At 61.5% G+C, this 15,611-nt stretch carries 12 protein-coding genes and 1 tRNA gene; 9 read left to right on the top strand and 4 right to left on the bottom strand.

Translation table 11 applies throughout. The features are described from left to right. Positions 1-6: 6 nt before the first annotated feature. Positions 7-1,221, bottom strand: coding sequence for an ABC transporter substrate-binding protein (locus ACK6D9_RS10160; RefSeq protein WP_412051573.1), 1,215 nt, complete (start codon positions 1,219-1,221; stop codon positions 7-9). Between the two features lie 358 nt (positions 1,222-1,579). Here ACK6D9_RS10160 and ACK6D9_RS10155 point away from each other — a divergent pair, with 358 nt between their 5' ends. After that, the gene (locus tag ACK6D9_RS10155) at positions 1,580-2,503 is read left to right on the top strand and encodes a LysR family transcriptional regulator (RefSeq protein WP_412051572.1); all 924 of its coding nucleotides are present in this window, start codon (positions 1,580-1,582) and stop codon (positions 2,501-2,503) included. A gap of 153 nt (positions 2,504-2,656) precedes the next feature. On the opposite strand, the gene ACK6D9_RS10150 is transcribed toward ACK6D9_RS10155, so the two are convergent. The 3 genes from ACK6D9_RS10150 to bhcR all read right to left on the bottom strand — a co-directional run bounded on the left by ACK6D9_RS10150 (position 2,657) and on the right by bhcR (position 4,168). Continuing rightward, positions 2,657-2,733: transfer RNA gene (locus ACK6D9_RS10150), tRNA-Pro, on the bottom strand. Between the two features lie 173 nt (positions 2,734-2,906). Further along, positions 2,907-3,155, bottom strand: a complete 249-nt coding sequence (locus ACK6D9_RS10145; RefSeq protein WP_412051571.1) for a hypothetical protein — start codon at positions 3,153-3,155, stop codon at positions 2,907-2,909. A 173-nt stretch (positions 3,156-3,328) separates the two neighbouring features. Further along, the gene (bhcR, locus tag ACK6D9_RS10140) at positions 3,329-4,168 is read right to left on the bottom strand and encodes an HTH-type transcriptional regulator BhcR (protein WP_412051570.1); all 840 of its coding nucleotides are present in this window, start codon (positions 4,166-4,168) and stop codon (positions 3,329-3,331) included. A 190-nt stretch (positions 4,169-4,358) separates the two neighbouring features. On the opposite strand from bhcR, the gene bhcA reads away from it, so the two are divergent. The 8 genes from bhcA to ACK6D9_RS10100 all read left to right on the top strand — a co-directional run bounded on the left by bhcA (position 4,359) and on the right by ACK6D9_RS10100 (position 15,606). Then, entirely contained in the window at positions 4,359-5,549 is a 1,191-nt protein-coding gene (bhcA, locus tag ACK6D9_RS10135; protein ID WP_412051569.1) for an L-aspartate--glyoxylate aminotransferase BhcA, read from the top strand. Positions 5,550-5,584: 35 nt separating this feature from the next. Beyond that, the gene (gene bhcB, locus ACK6D9_RS10130; RefSeq protein WP_412051780.1) at positions 5,585-6,553 is read left to right on the top strand and encodes a beta-hydroxyaspartate dehydratase BhcB; all 969 of its coding nucleotides are present in this window, start codon (positions 5,585-5,587) and stop codon (positions 6,551-6,553) included. Continuing rightward, entirely contained in the window at positions 6,550-7,713 is a 1,164-nt protein-coding gene (gene bhcC / locus ACK6D9_RS10125) for a 3-hydroxy-D-aspartate aldolase BhcC (RefSeq protein ID WP_412051568.1), read from the top strand. Before bhcB ends, bhcC begins: the two co-directional genes overlap by 4 nt. Positions 7,714-7,794: 81 nt before the next feature. Next, positions 7,795-8,760: an iminosuccinate reductase BhcD gene (bhcD, locus tag ACK6D9_RS10120; protein ID WP_412051567.1), complete on the top strand. Its 966-nt coding sequence runs from the start codon at positions 7,795-7,797 to the stop codon at positions 8,758-8,760. 154 nt (positions 8,761-8,914) lie between these two features. Continuing rightward, on the top strand, positions 8,915-10,117 hold the full coding sequence (locus ACK6D9_RS10115; protein ID WP_412051566.1) for a glycosyltransferase family 2 protein: 1,203 nt from the start codon (positions 8,915-8,917) through the stop codon (positions 10,115-10,117). Next, the gene (locus tag ACK6D9_RS10110; RefSeq protein ID WP_412051565.1) at positions 10,114-11,241 is read left to right on the top strand and encodes a glycosyltransferase; all 1,128 of its coding nucleotides are present in this window, start codon (positions 10,114-10,116) and stop codon (positions 11,239-11,241) included. Before ACK6D9_RS10115 ends, ACK6D9_RS10110 begins: the two co-directional genes overlap by 4 nt. Positions 11,242-11,434: 193 nt before the next feature. Then, on the top strand, positions 11,435-12,403 hold the full coding sequence (locus tag ACK6D9_RS10105) for an efflux RND transporter periplasmic adaptor subunit (protein ID WP_412051564.1): 969 nt from the start codon (positions 11,435-11,437) through the stop codon (positions 12,401-12,403). Next, on the top strand, positions 12,400-15,606 hold the full coding sequence (locus tag ACK6D9_RS10100; RefSeq protein ID WP_412051563.1) for an efflux RND transporter permease subunit: 3,207 nt from the start codon (positions 12,400-12,402) through the stop codon (positions 15,604-15,606). The genes ACK6D9_RS10105 and ACK6D9_RS10100 overlap by 4 nt, the downstream gene beginning before the upstream one ends. Positions 15,607-15,611 lie beyond the last annotated feature (5 nt).

The following is a 15,611-nucleotide window of genomic DNA, read 5'->3' as shown; positions in this document are numbered from 1 at the left end:
CTGCTACTACTTCACAAGCGGGCAGCCGCTGTCGGCCAGCGCAGGATAGGCTTCATTACCGGGAATGGTGCGCGCAACTTCGGCGACATCCCACGGATCGGTTCCGCCTTCCTTGACCTTGAGCAGGTACATGTCATGCACCAGCAGGCCGTCTTCGCGGATCTGGCCGCCCTTGGCGAAGAAATCGTCGATCTTCATCTTGCCAAGTTCAGCGCGAACCTTGTCTGTATCATCAGTGCCGGCAGCTTCAACGGCCTTCAGATAGGCCATGGTCAGCGAGTAGTCGGCAGCGTGAACGAAGGTCGGTGCAGCGCCATTGGAGAATTTCTCGTAGCGCTCCTTCCATTCCCTCGATTCATCGTCGGAGTTCCAGTACCAGCCGGTAGTGAACTGCAGACCCTTGGCGACGTCGGTGCCGAGGCTCTTGACGTCGGAGATCAGCACGAGCATGCCGGCAAGCTGCTGGCCGCCATCGACGATGCCGAATTCATGCGCCTGCTTGATCGAGTTGACAGTGTCCTGGCCGGCATTGGCCAGACCGATCACCTTGGCGCCCGAGCTCTGCGCCTGCAGCAGGTAGGACGAGAAGTCGGTTGAAGCCAGCGGCACGTCCGAGCTGCCCAGCACCGAACCGCCAAGCGCCTTGACGACATCGCCGGTATTCTGTTCCAGCGCATGGCCGAAAGCGTAGTCAGCGGTAATGAAGTACCAGCTGTCGCCACCATTCTTGACAACCGCGGACGCTGTGCCGACGGGCAGAGCGTGGGTGTCGTAGCCATAGTGGATGCCGTAGGGGGTGCAGCTTTCGCCGGTCAGCGCGCTCGATGCGGCGCCGGTCGCAATGGTGATGACCTTCTTCTCCGAGGCCAGTTGCTGAACCGCAAGCGCGACCGCGGAATTGGTCAGATCGGTGATCATGTCGACCTTGTCTTCATCGATCCACTGGCGCGCGGTGGCCGAGGCAACGTCCGCCTTGTTCTGGTGGTCAGCCGAGATCACTTCGATCGGCTTGCCCAGCACGGTGCCGCCGAAATCCTCGACCGCCATCTTGACTGCGGATACGGCGCCGTCACCGCTGAAGCCTGTGGAATAGACGCCGGACATGTCGCCCAGAACGCCGATTTTCACGATGTCATCGGACACCCCGTCCGCCGCCGTCGCAGCGTGTGCTGTCAACATCAGAGCCGCAGCGCCGACGCTGGCGTATAAAAAATGTCTCATGTGTAATCCTCCCGGGTTGATCAAAATCTAGGTGCCGCGCCTCATGTTCGCAGTACGTCCGTCATTTCGGGGATGGAAAGGCCATAGGTCTGGATCGAACTGCAGATCGGTATCGTTCATGAGAACTTCGATCTTCGTCCTCCCCCGTTCCGGCTTGCTGCCAGACAGAACCTTCCCTCCACGAGAACCCGCACGTCGAACCATAAACGGGCAAGTCCAACAGGGTCATAGCCGGCGAACGGCATTTTCACGCCTGATGATGTAACCACGCGCACACGACCCTGATCATCCATGAGAATAGGTGGTATTTTGCGCGAGCATATGCCACGATTTGCAGAACCAATGTGCGAATATGCCCATGCCCACACCTATGACCTTTGACTGGAATGACCTGCGCTACTTCCTGGCGGTCGCCCGAACCGGGCGATTGACGGCTGCAGCGCGCACAATGGGCACGGATCACGCGACCGTCAGCCGCCGGGTGGCTTCGCTTGAACTACGACTAAAGGCCAAGCTGTTTGAACGATCACCGCGCGGTTACGCGTTGTCGGATACCGGCGAGAAGCTGCTTCGGCATGCCGAACGCATGGAAATGGAAGCGGCCAAGATCCATGACGACATTGCGGGCGAGCTCTACACGCTCAGCGGTTCGGTGCGGATCGGCACGCCGGACGGGTTCGGTTCGTATTTCCTGATGCCGCGGCTGACAGAACTTGCACGCGCCAATCCGGAGCTTCACATCCAGCTGGTGGCAACGCCGCGGCTTTTCAGCCTTTCCAAGCGCGAGGCCGATATTGCCATTGTTCTCTCGCGTCCCGAAAAGGGCCGCCTGTTCTCGCGCAAGCTGACCGATTACACGCTGCATCTCTACGCGACAGCCGACTACCTGAACCATGCACCGGCGATCACCTGCAAGGAAGATCTCGCCGCGCATCTGCTGGTCGGCTACATTCCGGACCTGATCTACACCCCCGAACTTGATTATCTATCCTCTGTTGTCGGCGATCTTGCGCCACGGCTGTCGAGCACCAATCTGTTTGCCCAGCTAACAACTGCCGATACCGGCAAGGGGCTGGCCTTTCTGCCCGACTTCATCGCCCGCCACTCGCCGAGGCTGATTCCGATTCACCCTGCCCTGTTCGAGATTCGCCGCACGTTGTGGCTGGTGGCGCATCAGGATCTGCGCGACTCGGTGCGGGTACGCACCGTCATGAGCTTCATCGCTGACCAGGTGACCGCCGCACGCGAGGACTTCCTGCCAGATTTCAAGAAACACGATTGATCGTCGGCACGGATGCCGGAGGCACCTTGCATGCGCTGACTGTTGCCCAAAGGGGCGTTTCAACCCCGTAAATGCCAAACTGATTTGGCCGCGATAAATGCATCTCGGCGGCCGCCAGAGGCGAAAATCATCAATCATATCAGGGGAAAAGTCTGGTCGGAGTGAGAGGATTCGAACCTCCGACCCCGTCGTCCCGAACGACGTGCGCTACCAGGCTGCGCTACACTCCGTGACCAGCGGCTGGCTTATAGACCGGCGCACAGTTCGCGACAAGCCCCCTTCCCTGCAAAAATGGCCGTTTGCCATGCGAATGATCCCGGCCCGGCGGGGGATCGATCTACCCCACCTGACAAGGTCCTTGCTGTGGGGCGGCATCAGGCGTGACTGTGGGGGCTTTTGCGGGTCAGGAGGGATCTTCCGGCGGGGTTGGCGTGTCTTCTTCGGCAGCATCGGCAAGCGGCTCGTCGGGCTGGCCTGACAGGAAAAACCCCCACCCGACATAGGCGGCAAGGGCAGCAAAAAAGACGGTCCAGCCAACCGAGCCGTTGAAGAACTCGACCCCCGTCCAGATGACGACCAGGGCAAAGACAATGATTCGCCGCGATATAGGGCGAAAAAACGGGTGCCTAAAATCGATCAGGACCATTCGCATCTGATATTCCTTCCGGTGTGAACGACTTGCGTTCAATACAAAGGCCGACAGGTTTTTCCGCCGCCATGGATGTCACATGGCCGGCACCTGAGCGCATTGGCTGATTACGGTCAACAGGCGGCGGTACGTGACGCTATCTCGCGCCGGTGTGGGCGGACCCGCAGATCTCAGGGTCACTCTATCGGGGTTGGCATGTCTTTCGGCGGCACGCCCCCGGTCGAGCGGGTGATCTCGTCGGCGGCGCGGGCAATCAGCGCGCCGAACTCGGCATCGCGTTCCGGCCGCACCCGCACAGAGGGGCCCGACAGCGACACGCCGGCCACCGGCTCGCCGAAAGAGTTGAACACGGGGGCTGCAATGCAGCGCATGCCCTCGGTGCGTTCCTCATTGTCGACGGCCCAACCGCGGGCGCGGGTCTCGGCCAGTTCGCGGCGCAGCGCGTCGTGGTCAATTATGGTGTTGGTGGTATGGCCGTTCAGGGCGGCAGGCAACCGGAGGCCAATAGCCTCGTCGCCGAGATAGGCCATGATCGCCTTGCCAATGCCCGACGCGTGGCCGGGGCTGCGGGTGCCGGGCCGGAAGAAGGCACGGATCGGCTCATGGGTTTCGATCTGGCTGACAAAGATCACCTCGCCGCCGTCGAGTATGGCCAGATTGGCGGTCTCGCCGGTTTCCGCCATGATCCGCTGCATGATCGGCCGGGAACGCTCGCTCAACTGGGTGCGGTCGAGAAAGCCCATGCCGGTGCGGAACGCCTCGAGGCCGACAAACCAGAGCTGGTTGATCTCATCGAACTCGGTGAAGCGGTGCCTGCTCAACGTCGTCAGAATCCGGTAGACTGTCGCCGGCGACTGGCCGCGCGCCTCGGCGATTTCGGTCAGCGACAGGCCGGGTGACTCGGCCACGGTCTTGAGCACGTCGATTGCCCTGTCGAGCGACTGGATGACCGTACTTTCCGTCTTGTCGTTGAAGGCTTTCGGGCGTCCCCGATTGCGCGCCTGTGCCTGTTTCATTGCTTGGCTCCGGTTTCCTAAAATCCGCACTCGATCCCGTGAAAAAATCGAATTCCATTTCAATTCAATTATCTAACCATGGGGAAACAGCAAATGAAATACTTTTTCAAAAAAATTGCAGCGCTCGCGCCGTTTGCCTAGCCTGAGATACATCAAGCGCAACCGCGGCACGCCGCGACGGGAGGCTGCAATGTCATCACAAAATCCGGTTTTCATTCCCGGTCCCACCAATATTCCTGATGAACTGCGTCGAGCCATCGACCTGCCGACGATGGACCATCGTTCCAGTGCATTCGTCGAGATCCTGCATCCGGCGCTGGCCGGGATCAAACGCATCGTCAAGCTGCGCGACGGTGAGGCGATCATCTTCCCAGCCACTGGGACAGGAGCCTGGGAGGCAGCGGTGACCAACCTGCTGTCACCCGGTGACACGGTACTTGCAGCGCGTCACGGCATGTTCTCGCACCGCTGGATTGACCTGTGCCAGCGCCAGGGCTTCAATGTCGAGGTGATCGAGACTGAATGGGGGCTTGGCGCACCAGCCGGAGCGCTTGCGGTGGCCCTCAGCGCCGACAAGGCCCACAAGATCCGCGCGGTGCTGGTCACCCACAACGAGACTGCCACCGGTGTCCGCTCCGATGTGGCTGCGGTGCGCAAGGCGCTTGATACTGCCGGGCACCCGGCGCTGCTGCTGGTCGACGGTGTCAGCTCGATCGCCTCAATGGATTTCCGCATGGATGAATGGGGCGTTGACGCCGCCATCACCGGTTCGCAGAAAGGCTTCATGCTGCCCGCGGGCTTGTCGATTGTCGCCCTCAGCCGCAAGGCGATCGCCGCGATGGCGACGGCGACTTCGCCGCGCTGCTTTTTCGATTTCAAGGATATGCTCAAATCCAACGCTTCGGGCGGCTTTCCCTACACCCCGCCGGTCAGCCTGATCGCCGGACTGGCGCACTCGATCCGGATGCTCGAAGATGAAGGGCTGGAGAATGTCTTTGCCCGGCATTACCGCATTGCCGAGGGCGTGCGCCGCGCCACCCGGGCCTGGGGCCTGGCGCTGTGCGCCAAATCACAGGAACTCTATTCCGATACGGTCAGTGCCATTGTCGTGCCGGCAAATTTCGACAGCACCCGGATCGCCACTCATGCCGCCGAAAAATATCAGGTCGCCTTTGGCGTCGGGCTTGGCGAGGTCGCCGGCAAGGTATTCCGCATCGGCCATCTGGGCAGCATGAGCGATGTGATGGCGCTGTCAGGCATCGCCACCGCGGAAATGGCCATGGTCGATCTCGGCCTGCCGATCAAACTTGGCTCCGGCGTTGCCGCCGCGCAGGAATTTTATCGCACCAGCACCAGCGACCGGCAAGCCAGGGCCGCGTGAGGAGAGCCATGACCGTCCATCCTAGCCCATTGGCAATGACCATCCCGACATTTGATGATGTCGTATCCGCGCATGAGCGCATCCGTCCCTATATCCATCACACGCCGGTGCTGACCTCGAGCTATCTCGATGAACTGACCGGAGCGCACCTGTTCTTCAAATGCGAGAACTTCCAGAAGGCCGGTGCCTTCAAGGTGCGCGGCGCCTCGAACGCGGTGTTCGGGCTGTCCGAGGAGATGGCAAAGCGCGGCGTCGCCACCCATTCCTCTGGCAATCATGCGCTGTCGCTGTCTTACGCCGCCGGCCAGCGCGGCATTCCCTGCACGGTGGTAATGCCGCACACGGCGCCGCAAGCCAAGAAGGACGCGGTGCGCGGCTATGGCGGCAAGATCATCGAATGTGAACCGTCGACCTCGAGCCGCGAAGCGACCTTTGCCGAGGTGGTGGCGAAAACCGGCGCGGAATTCGTCCACCCCTACAACGACCCGCGGGTGATTGCCGGACAGGCCACCTGTTCACGCGAGTTGCTCGGGCAGGTTGACGGCCTTGACGCCGTGGTGGCGCCGATCGGTGGCGGCGGCATGATTTCGGGCACCTGCCTGAGCCTGTCGACGCTGTCGCCCGGCATTCAGATCTATGCCGCTGAACCCGATCAGGCCGATGACGCGGCGCGTTCGTTCCGGGCCGGTCACATTATCGCCGACGACGCACCGGTGACGGTGGCCGACGGGCTCAAGGTGCCGCTCAAAGAACTGACCTGGCACTTTGTCCAGAATTTCGTCACCGATGTGCTGACCGCTTCGGAAGACGAAATCGTCGAGGCGATGAAGCTGATCTGGAAACGCATGAAAATCGTCATGGAGCCATCCAGCGCGGTGCCATTGGCCACCATTTTGCGCAATCCCGACGTCTTCCGCGGCAAACGGATTGGCGTCATCATCACCGGCGGCAACGTCGATCTTGACCATTTGCCCTGGAACCAGGGGCCGAGGAGACCATCATGAACGCAATCAGCCAATTCGACGGACTCGAGGTCGGCTACGACATCCCCGCCCTGCCCGGCATGGACGAGAGCGAAATCCAGACCCCATGCCTGGTTCTCGATCTCGACGCGCTGGAACGCAATATCACCAAGATGGGCGCGCAAGTGCGCGAAATGGGCGTCCGCCACCGGGTGCATGGCAAGATGCACAAGTCGGTTGACGTGGCCAGGCTTCAGGAAAGGCTCGGCGGCTCGGTCGGCGTCTGCTGCCAGAAGGTTTCGGAGGCCGAGGTATTTGCCCGCGGCGGCATCACCGATATTCTGGTCTCCAATCAGGTGTGCGACACAGCCAAGATCGACCGTCTGGCGCGGCTGCCAAAGCTGGGTGCTCGAACCCTCGTCTGCGTCGATGATCCGGCCAATGTCGCCGATCTGTCTGAGGCCGCAGTGCGGCATGGCACCACCATCGAATGCCTGATCGAGATCGACTGCGGCGCCGGGCGTTGCGGGGTGACCTCAACAGCCGAGGTGCTGGAACTCGGCAAGGCGATCGCCGCTGCACCGGGGCTCAAATTTTCTGGCATCCAAGCCTATCAGGGCGCGATGCAGCATCTGGACAAATACGAGGAACGAAAAGCCAAGATCGAGATTGCGGTCGCCATGGTCAGGGATGCGGTGGAGGCGCTGAAGGATGCGGGCCTCGACTGCGACATTGTCGGCGGCGGCGGCACCGGCAGCTATGCATTTGAAGGCAATTCGGGGATCTACAACGAATTGCAGTGCGGGTCCTACGCCTTCATGGATGCCGACTATGGCCGCATCCAGAACAAGGACGGGCAGCGCATCGACAAAAGCGAATTCGAAAATGCACTTTTCATCCTGACCTCGGTGATGAGCCACGCAAAACCGGACAAGGCGATCTGCGATGCGGGCCTGAAGGCGCAATCGGTCGACAGCGGGCTGCCGGTGATTTTTGACCGCGACGATGTCAGCTATGTCAAATGCTCCGACGAACACGGCGTGATCGCCGATCCGGATGGCGTGCTCAAGGTCAATGACAAGCTCAAGCTGGTTCCCGGTCATTGCGATCCGACCTGCAATGTCCACGACTGGTATGTCGGGGTGCGCAACGGCAAGGTCGAATGCCTGTGGCCGGTCTCGGCGCGCGGCAAGGCCTATTGAACCAGATCCGATTGCACCCGCGAGCCCCGCTTGACTGGGAATCCTGGCCTTATTTACACATTGACCTACAGGGAGTGCGGCATGCTGATCGTACCTGAAAGACTGATTGCCGATCTGATCACCGCCGAAGCCGCCTATGAGGCGGTGGAAGCGGTGTTTGCCGCCATGGCGCGGGGTGACGCGCGCAATTTCCCGGTGGTGCGCGAGGCACTCGGCCATGCCGACGCGCTTTACGGATTCAAGTCCGGTTTCGATCGCGCCGGACTGGCACTGGGGCTGAAATCCGGCGGCTACTGGCCCGGCAACATGGCAAAGGGGCTGACCAACCACCAGTCGACGGTGGTGCTGTTTGATCCCGACACCGGGCAACCGAGCGCACTGGTCGGCGGCAATCTTCTGACTGCGCTCAGAACAGCGGCGGCTTCGGCGGTGGCGATCAAGCGGCTGGCGCGCAAGGATGCGAAAGTGCTGGGCATGATCGGCGCCGGTCACCAGGCCACTTTTCAACTGCGCGCGGCGGCCAAGGCGCACCCATTTGAGCGCGTGGTCGGCTGGAACCTGCATCCGGAAATGCTGCCGAAACTGGCAGCCGTGGCAGACGAGATCGGCCTGCCGTTTGAGGCTGTGACACTGGATCAGCTTGGCCAGCAAGCCGATGTGATCATCACCATCACCTCAAGCTTCGCCCCGATCCTGAAACACGCCCAGGTGAGGCCCGGCACGCATCTATCCTGCATGGGGACTGACACCGTCGGCAAGCAGGAGGTGGAGTCGGGACTGGTGGCCGCGGCAAAACTGTTTACCGACGAGGTGGCGCAATCGACCACGCTTGGCGAATGCCAGCATGCCATTACCGAAGACCTGATCAATGAGGCCGACATCACGCCGATTGGCGCGGTGATCAACGGCGACCATCAAGGCCGCAGCAGCGACGACGAGATCACGTTGTTTGACGGCACCGGCGTCGGGCTTCAGGACCTGGCGGTTGCGGCCATGGCGGTGGAACGGGCCAAGGCGGCCGGTGTGGCGCTGGAATTCGAGATGTAGAACCGGCGACGCGCCTCCACCAGCTGGATGGGTAACGCGGTCGCGAGGGTGGAGCATCAGGTTTACCGGTGCAGTTTGGCGGACAGCAAGCGTGGCGCAAGTCTGATCTGGCACGGTCATCCGGTCCGGACTTCGCCGCGCATGAAAGCTTCCCATGGTTCATCTGACCATCTGCCTGCCGACGCGCAACCGTCAGGCCTATTGCATCAAGACCATCGAAGCTTTGGCCCAAAACAGCGGCGATGATTTCGAAATTATCGTCGCGGACAATTCAGACGATCCTGCACCGCTGGCCGATTATTTTGCCCAAAGCTTGCACGACAGCCGATTCCGGCTGATGGCGCCAGGTGGTGCGGTGCTGCCGATGGTCGATAATTGGGAGCGCGCAGTCAGTCACGCCAATGGTCGCTGGATCTCGGTGATCGGCGATGATGATTACATCGATCCACGCATAACCGGTGTGATCCGGCGCTACGAAGTCCTGCACCGCAATGTCGATGCGATAAGTTGGGAGTGCATGAGCTACCAATGGCCCGACAACCGGCCGGTGCCGACACTTGCCAGCATTCCGGTTTCAAACGGAACGCAGTTGCATTCCATGCAAACACTGGGCGACCGGCTTTACCGCTGGAGCGAACGCAGACGCAGCCCCAGCGTTGGCGTCGGCATCTATCACGGCGCGATCAGGCGGTCGCTGATGGAACGGATCAAAGAAGCCTATGGTGGACGCTATTTCGAGCATCCCAATGTGGATTGGGAAAACACCTGCAAGGTTACGGCGCAGGCGAGATTGATCGTTCACTCGGAACGGCCGTTTTCCGTGCTTGGTGCCTGTGCTGCGTCAAATTCGGCAGCAAATCTTTCATCCGCTGCGATGAAATTGCGCGTGAAGACATTCGAGCATGAATCCAGGGACTGCATCAGTCTCAACCAGCCCTCCTTTCCATTTCTGCTGTCGGCGGAAAGTGCTTCCTTGTGCCTTAGCATCGCGGCCACCACGGCATGGTTCTGCAACAGCTACGGAATTGACCTGACCGGCTTTGGCGAAAATTATGCGCATGCGGCCATGGAGGAATGCAAATACTCTCCCACACGCGAAAACTATGATGCCAAAGTGGCTTCCTTCGCGCACGGGTTTGCGCAATGGGAAGGCGGCAAATGGGCCAGATTGTTCGCCCCCGCGCCGTTCAGCCCACCCAAAACCGTCAACCAACTCACCGGCCTGACCGATGACCGGCTGCAAATTCGCGAAGCCGACATCGGTGCAACGACACCGGCCGAGTTTTACCGGTTCGGCGAGCATGCGATCATGCCGGTGGAAGCGCTTGTGTCAGGTGCCAAGGTGTTTGCGCCATGACGGAGTTATCGATCTGCATTCCGGTGTTCCGACAGTCTGCGCAGGCAATCGATAGCGTGACGCAGATGCTCCTGAACGAGCGCGCGGGTTTCGAAATTCTGGTCGCCGATTTCTCAGGTGATGCGGATCAGGCCCTCGCCCGGCGAGCTGCGGATCGAGCCGATCCCAGGCTTCGGGTGATAACACCGGAGGGAGGCGCCGGCAGCGAAAGTGCATGCTGGAACCAGATGATCGTCCAGGCAAAGGGCGAATGGATCACCATCATTGGTGAAAGCGACTATGCCGACCCGGAAATTTGCGAGCTGATCCGGGCAACCCTCAGCCGCGTGCCCGATGCCGACGCGCTGTCCTGGGGCCGCGCTGAATTCGTACCGCCAGCAGCACGTGAACCGCTTGAGACCGCACGACTGCCCGCCGGCAGTAAATTGCTGCTGCCCGAACAGGCGGAGATGATGCGGCGGCTATTTTACTGGGAGGGCGCATCCGACCGGCCGGATTGTTTCTTCAGCGCCTGGCATGGCGCGGTGCGGCGCGATCTTCTCGACAAGATCAGCGAAGCTTTTTCAGGTGTCTATTTCGAGCAGCCCAGCCCCCAAATCGACAATCTGTGCAAGGTGGTACTGCTCGCCAAACGCATGGTGTTCTGGGAACGCCCGCTGTCAGTGCAGTGCACCCTGCCCGTCTCTGCGACTAAGCGGCATGAAACCGGGGAAACTGCAGTGGCGGAAGGCTTTCCGTTCTCCGCGGACACCGGTGTCGCCGCCCCCATTGCGCTTCAGATCGAGGTGTTCAAGAAGCGCTACGACATTGTGCTCGACGGTTGGGAAGACAATTTCATTGCGGCATGCGCCAACGATTGTGAGAAAGCCGCATCTGGCGAGGAATTCCACGCCAGAAAGGCTGCCTACGCCCAGGCAATCACGTCATGGCGCGGCAAGCGCGCCCTTGCCGGTTTCAAGCCCGAATTCAGGCGCAAACCGAAACTGCCGCGCTTCCGGGGCGTCAAGGATCAGGTGCTGCATTTCGACATGTCCATGGATGCCACGTCCGATGCCGCCGGGTTTTACCGGTTGATCAACGCGATGACGTTCCCCGTCAATCTGCTCGACGACAAGCTCGCCTGAACCAGGCGGCGCGCGCGGCGCAATAGCGGGATCCGCGCATAATCGCATTATTTTATATTTGCGATCTTACATATACACACCTATGTAAGCGACAATCGAATGTTGGCGGCTTGATCTTGCGCAATGACACACCGGTGCTGTGCAGTCAGGTTAGACCAACGTTCATTTGATCAATTCGCAACGAGGCACCCCCATGAAGACCTTGAGCCTAGTGCTAATGGCCCTGCTGTCGGCGAGCGTCGTCCAGGCCGAGACAATGACGCTTTCGCCCACCGAAATCATCGAATGGAAGGCCGTTCAGGCCCGGGTGGAATCGCGCGACATCGTGCCTGCGCGGGCACGGATCGGCGGAGTGATAGAGGAATTGACGATCAGCGAGGGCGATCTGGTTGAGGCGGGGCAACAACTGGGCCTGGTCAAGGACGACAAGATCGCCTTCCAGATTGCCGCGCTCGACGCCCAACAGGCGGCGCTGGCGGCCCAGCTTGCCACCGCCCAGGCCGAACTGGAACGCGGTGAAACGCTGGTCAAGCAGGGCGTGGTGACGCGCCAGCGGCTTACGCAATTGCAGACAGACGTTGAAGTGACCCGCAACCAGATCGTCTCCACCGAGGCGCAGCGCGCAGGGCTGACACAGCAGCAGACCGAAGGCGCCGTGCTTGCCCCCGCTGATGGCCTTGTGTTGACGGTACCGGCCAGCCGGGGCGCCGTGATCATGCCCGGCGAACCGGTGGCAACCATCGGATCAGGCGGTTTCTTTCTGCGACTGGCGCTGCCCGAACGCTTCGCAGACAGTCTTGAGGCGGGTTCGGAAATCCGCATTGCCACTATTGGCGGCGAGGCAACCGGGCGGCTTGCAAAGATCTACCCGCAAATCGAAAACGGCCGTGTGATCGCTGATGTCGAGGTCGACAAGCTTGACACCGCCTTCGTCAACGCCCGCATCCTGGTCGAAGTGCCGATCGGCAAACGCATGGCGCTACTTGCGCCCGAGGCTGCCGTGAGCACACGCCACGGGGTGGACTTCATCACGGTTGAAAACCACGAAGGCGAGACGGTTGAACGCACCATCATGATCGGCAAGCAGCAGGACGGGGCCGATGACGGCCTGATCGAAGTGATCAGCGGGCTGTCGGCCGGCGATAAGGTGGTGCTGCCATGAAACCCGGTTCCTCGCCTCTGGGCATCGCCGGGGAACTGACCCGGGCCTTCATCGTCTCGCCGCTGACGCCGTTGTTCCTGCTGGCTGCCTTTGCCTTCGGGCTGGTGGCGCTGATGACGCTGCCGCGCGAAGAAGAACCGCAGATCTCGGTGCCGATGGTCGACATCATGCTGTCGGCGCCGGGCCTGAAGGCCGATGACGCGGTCAAGCTGGTGACCGAACCGCTGGAAACCATCGTCAAGAGCATTGACGGGGTCGAGCACGTCTACTCGCAGACATCCGACAACCAGGTCATGGTCACCGCGCGCTTCATCGTCGGAACCCAGACGGATTCCGCCATCCTGCGGGTTCACGATAAGGTTCAGGCCAATATCGACCGGATTCCAGTGGGCGTGCCCGAGCCGATGATCGTCGGCCGCGGCATTGATGATGTGGCAATCGTTTCGCTGACGCTGACGCCCTCCCCCGATGCAACGGACTCGGTCACCGCCAACGACCTGACCCGGATCGCGCGCGAATTGCGCACCGAACTGTCCAAGATCGACAATGTCGGGCTGACCTATCTGGTCGGCGACACCGATGAAATCATCCGCATCGCGCCTGACCCGCAGCGGCTGGCGCAAACAGGCATCACCCTGCAGCAACTCGCAGCCAAGGTGTCGAGCGCCAACCGCGCCTTCCCCGCAGGCCAGGTGACGATCGATGGCCGGAACACCGATCTGATGGTTGGTGAAACCCTTTACGCGCCTGCCGAGATCGGCAATTTGCTGGTCACGACCCGGGACGGGCGGCCGGTCTATGTGCGCGATCTGGCCGACATCTCGCTGGCCCCCGATGGCGTGCCGCGAATTGTCGCGACCGTCGCCCGCTCCGACAACGGGATTACACGCACGCCCGCCGTCACGCTGGCGCTGGCCAAGCGCGCCGGCGCCAACGCGGTGGTCGTGGCCGAGCAGATTCTTGAGCGCACGGAAAGCCTGGAAGGTTCTCTGATCCCCGAGTCCATCGCGGTCGAGGTGACCCGCGATTATGGCGAGAGCGCGAACGAGAAGGCCAACGAGCTGCTCTATCATCTGGGGCTGGCGACGGTGTCTATCATCCTGCTGGTATGGTTTGCGATCGGCTGGCGCGAGGCGGTAGTGGTGGCCGTGGTCATTCCGGTGACGATTCTTCTGACGCTGTTTGCCTCACGGGTGATGGGCTACACGCTCAACCGGGTGTCGCTGTTCGCGCTGATCTTCTCGATCGGGATCCTGGTAGATGACGCCATCGTGGTGATCGAGAACATATCGCGTCACTGGGGCATGGGAGATGGGCGGAACCGCCGGCAGGCGGCGATCGAGGCGGTTGCCGAAGTTGGCAATCCGACCATCGTCGCCACGCTGACCGTGGTCGCAGCCCTGCTGCCGATGCTGTTCGTGTCCGGCATGATGGGCCCCTATATGAGCCCGATCCCGGCCAATGCGTCAGCGGCGATGGTGTTTTCGTTCTTTGTTGCGGTGATCGTGACACCGTGGCTGATGCTGAAGGTGGCGGGGCGCGCGCCACTGCACCACGGTCCTGGCGAAGGCGCCCAGGCGGGCGGCAAAATCGGCCGGCTCTACCGCGCAGTCGCCACGCCAGTGCTGGCCAGCAAGACCCGTTCCTGGGTGTTCCTGCTCAGTGTCGGCGCGCTGACGCTAGGCTCGCTGTCATTGTTCTACACCAAGGACGTGACGGTGAAGCTGTTGCCGTTTGACAACAAGTCCGAGCTCTCGGTGGTGATCGACATGCCCGAAGGCACGTCCGTCGAAGCCACCGACGCGGTGGCTCAGGCGGTGGCGCGCGAAGCGCTGAAGCTCGATGAGGTTCACACCACCCAGACCCATGCAGGCACCGCCGCCCCGTTCAACTTCAATGGCCTGGTACGCCACTCGTTCCTGCGCTCGGAAAGCCAGATGGGCGACGTGGCGCTGAATCTCACGCCGAAAGGCGAGCGCGACCGCTCCAGTCATGACATTGCGCTGGAGTTGCGCGAGCGGATCGCCGCGATCCCGCTGCCCCAGGGCGCGAGCCTGAAAGTGGTAGAACCACCGCCGGGCCCGCCTGTGATGGCGACGCTTTTGGCCGAGATCTATGGTCCGGACGCCGAAACCCGGCGTGCTGTGGCAGCCCGGGTCGAGGAAGCGTTTCGCTCGGCGCCGTTCATTGTCGACATCGACAACTCCTGGGGGCAGCCGGCAAACCGCGCACGGGTGACGATCTCGACCGACGAGCTCGAGTTCTTCCGGGTTGAAGAACGCGACGTGTTCGACACCATCGCCATCCTCAACACCGGGCAGACGGTGGGCTATTCGCACCGCGGCGGTGGTCGCACGCCGATTGCCATCCGGCTAGAACGGCCCCGCGCCGAGCGATTGCTGGATGAAAGCTTCCTGACCACGCCGATTCCGGCCAACGTGTTGCCGGGCGACCGCAGCGTGGTGGAACTCGGTGACGTGGTGAAGGTAGGCACAGAACGCGCCTCGTTCCCGGTGTTCCGGCACAATGGCCGTGCCGCCGAAATGGTGACAGCAGAGCTCGCAGGCACCTACGAGGCGCCGCTCTATGGCATGCTTGCGGTCCACGAAGCGCTTGATGCGATGGACTGGACCGGGCTCGAAAAGCCGGTGATCGCGCTCAACGGTCAACCCGCTGACGAACACACGCCAACACTGTTGTGGGACGGTGAATGGGAAGTCACTTGGGTGACGTTCCGCGACATGGGCGCCGCCTTCGGCGTGGCGCTGCTGGGCATTTACATCCTGGTGGTGGCCCAGTTTGGATCGTTCAAGGCGCCGCTGGTCATCCTCACGCCGGTGCCCCTGACCTTCATCGGCATTCTTGGCGGCCACTGGCTGTTCGGGGCACCGTTCTCGGCCACTTCGATGATCGGCTTCATCGCGCTCGCCGGCATCATCGTGCGCAACTCGATCCTGCTGGTGGATTTCATTCGCCATGCCCATGTCGCGGGCGAACCGCTGACACCGGTGCTGATCGAAGCCGGCGCGATCCGCTTCAAGCCGATTATCCTGACCGCGCTGGCGGCGATGATTGGTGCGGCGGTAATCCTGACCGACCCGATCTTCCAGGGGCTGGCAATATCGCTGTTGTTCGGGCTGGCCTCGTCAACGGCGCTCACCGTGCTGGTGATCCCGGCAATCTACCGGGTGATGCGCACCTGATCAAA

Origin of the sequence: Hoeflea sp. Naph1, assembly GCF_046837775.1 — a bacterium.
GTDB lineage: Bacteria > Pseudomonadota > Alphaproteobacteria > Rhizobiales > Rhizobiaceae > Hoeflea.
This window is presented reverse-complemented; position numbering and strand designations above follow the sequence as displayed.

Coding starts and splice junctions, on each gene's coding strand:
- ACK6D9_RS10160 (WP_412051573.1), bottom strand. CDS start 1,221: ATGAGACATTTTTTATACGCCAGCGTCGGCGCTGCGGCTCTGATGTTG.
- ACK6D9_RS10155 (WP_412051572.1), top strand. CDS start 1,580: ATGCCCACACCTATGACCTTTGACTGGAATGACCTGCGCTACTTCCTG.
- ACK6D9_RS10145 (WP_412051571.1), bottom strand. CDS start 3,155: ATGCGAATGGTCCTGATCGATTTTAGGCACCCGTTTTTTCGCCCTATA.
- bhcR (WP_412051570.1), bottom strand. CDS start 4,168: ATGAAACAGGCACAGGCGCGCAATCGGGGACGCCCGAAAGCCTTCAAC.
- bhcA (WP_412051569.1), top strand. CDS start 4,359: ATGTCATCACAAAATCCGGTTTTCATTCCCGGTCCCACCAATATTCCT.
- bhcB (WP_412051780.1), top strand. CDS start 5,585: ATGACCATCCCGACATTTGATGATGTCGTATCCGCGCATGAGCGCATC.
- bhcC (WP_412051568.1), top strand. CDS start 6,550: ATGAACGCAATCAGCCAATTCGACGGACTCGAGGTCGGCTACGACATC.
- bhcD (WP_412051567.1), top strand. CDS start 7,795: ATGCTGATCGTACCTGAAAGACTGATTGCCGATCTGATCACCGCCGAA.
- ACK6D9_RS10115 (WP_412051566.1), top strand. CDS start 8,915: ATGGTTCATCTGACCATCTGCCTGCCGACGCGCAACCGTCAGGCCTAT.
- ACK6D9_RS10110 (WP_412051565.1), top strand. CDS start 10,114: ATGACGGAGTTATCGATCTGCATTCCGGTGTTCCGACAGTCTGCGCAG.
- ACK6D9_RS10105 (WP_412051564.1), top strand. CDS start 11,435: ATGAAGACCTTGAGCCTAGTGCTAATGGCCCTGCTGTCGGCGAGCGTC.
- ACK6D9_RS10100 (WP_412051563.1), top strand. CDS start 12,400: ATGAAACCCGGTTCCTCGCCTCTGGGCATCGCCGGGGAACTGACCCGG.